Below are 1,516 nucleotides of genomic sequence, written 5' to 3'. Positions count from 1 at the left end.
GGGCGCACGGTGAATGCCTTGGCACTAGGAGCCGATGAAGGACGGGACTAACACCGATATGCTTCGGGGAGCTGTAAGTGAGCTTTGATCCGGAGATTTCCGAATGGGGAAACCCACTGTTCGTAATGGAACAGTATCTTTATCTGAATACATAGGATATTGAAGGCAGACCCGGGGAACTGAAACATCTAAGTACCCGGAGGAAGAGAAAGCAAATGCGATTTCCTGAGTAGCGGCGAGCGAAACGGAATTAGCCCAAACCAAGAGGCTTGCCTCTTGGGGTTGTAGGACACTCTATACGGAGTTACAAAGGAACGAAGTAAATGAAGCGACCTGGAAAGGTCCGTCGAAGAAGGTAACAACCCTGTAGTTGAAACTTCGTTCCCTCTTGAGTGGATCCTGAGTACGGCGGAACACGTGAAATTCCGTCGGAAGCTGGGAGGACCATCTCCCAAGGCTAAATACTACCTAGTGACCGATAGTGAACCAGTACCGTGAGGGAAAGGTGAAAAGCACCCCGGAAGGGGAGTGAAAGAGATCCTGAAACCGTGTGCCTACAAGTAGTCAGAGCCCGTTAATGGGTGATGGCGTGCCTTTTGTAGAATGAACCGGCGAGTTACGATCCCATGCAAGGTTAAGCTGATAAGGCGGAGCCGTAGCGAAAGCGAGTCTGAATAGGGCGTTTAGTATGTGGTTGTAGACCCGAAACCAGGTGATCTACCCATGTCCAGGGTGAAGTTCAGGTAACACTGAATGGAGGCCCGAACCCACGCACGTTGAAAAGTGCGGGGATGAGGTGTGGGTAGCGGAGAAATTCCAATCGAACCTGGAGATAGCTGGTTCTCTCCGAAATAGCTTTAGGGCTAGCCTCATGTTGTAAGAGTCTTGGAGGTAGAGCACTGATTGGACTAGGGGCCCCCAACGGGTTACCGAATTCAGTCAAACTCCGAATGCCAAAGACTTATCCATGGGAGTCAGACTGCGAGTGATAAGATCCGTAGTCAAAAGGGAAACAGCCCAGACCACCAGCTAAGGTCCCCAAGTATACGTTAAGTGGAAAAGGATGTGGAGTTGCTTAGACAACCAGGATGTTGGCTTAGAAGCAGCCACCATTTAAAGAGTGCGTAATAGCTCACTGGTCGAGTGACTCTGCGCCGAAAATGTACCGGGGCTAAACGTATCACCGAAGCTGTGGATTGACATCTTTGATGTCAGTGGTAGGAGAGCGTTCTAAGTGCAGCGAAGTCAGACCGTAAGGACTGGTGGAGCGCTTAGAAGTGAGAATGCCGGTATGAGTAGCGAAAGACAAGTGAGAATCTTGTCCACCGAATGCCTAAGGTTTCCTGAGGAAGGCTCGTCCGCTCAGGGTTAGTCGGGACCTAAGCCGAGGCTGAAAAGCGTAGGCGATGGCCAACAGGTTGATATTCCTGTACCACCTCCCCGCCGTTTGAGTAATGGGGGGACGCAGTAGGATAGGGTAAGCGCGCTGCTGGATATGCGCGTTCAAGCAGTTAGG

General features: G+C 51.1%; 1 rRNA gene. It reads left to right on the top strand.

Annotated features, from left to right (window positions below):
• Positions 1-1,516: ribosomal RNA gene (locus AC5SEO_RS26835) — 23S ribosomal RNA — on the top strand; the annotation flags it as partial.

The organism is Agrobacterium sp. K11, assembly GCF_059429395.1.
This window is presented reverse-complemented; position numbering and strand designations above follow the sequence as displayed.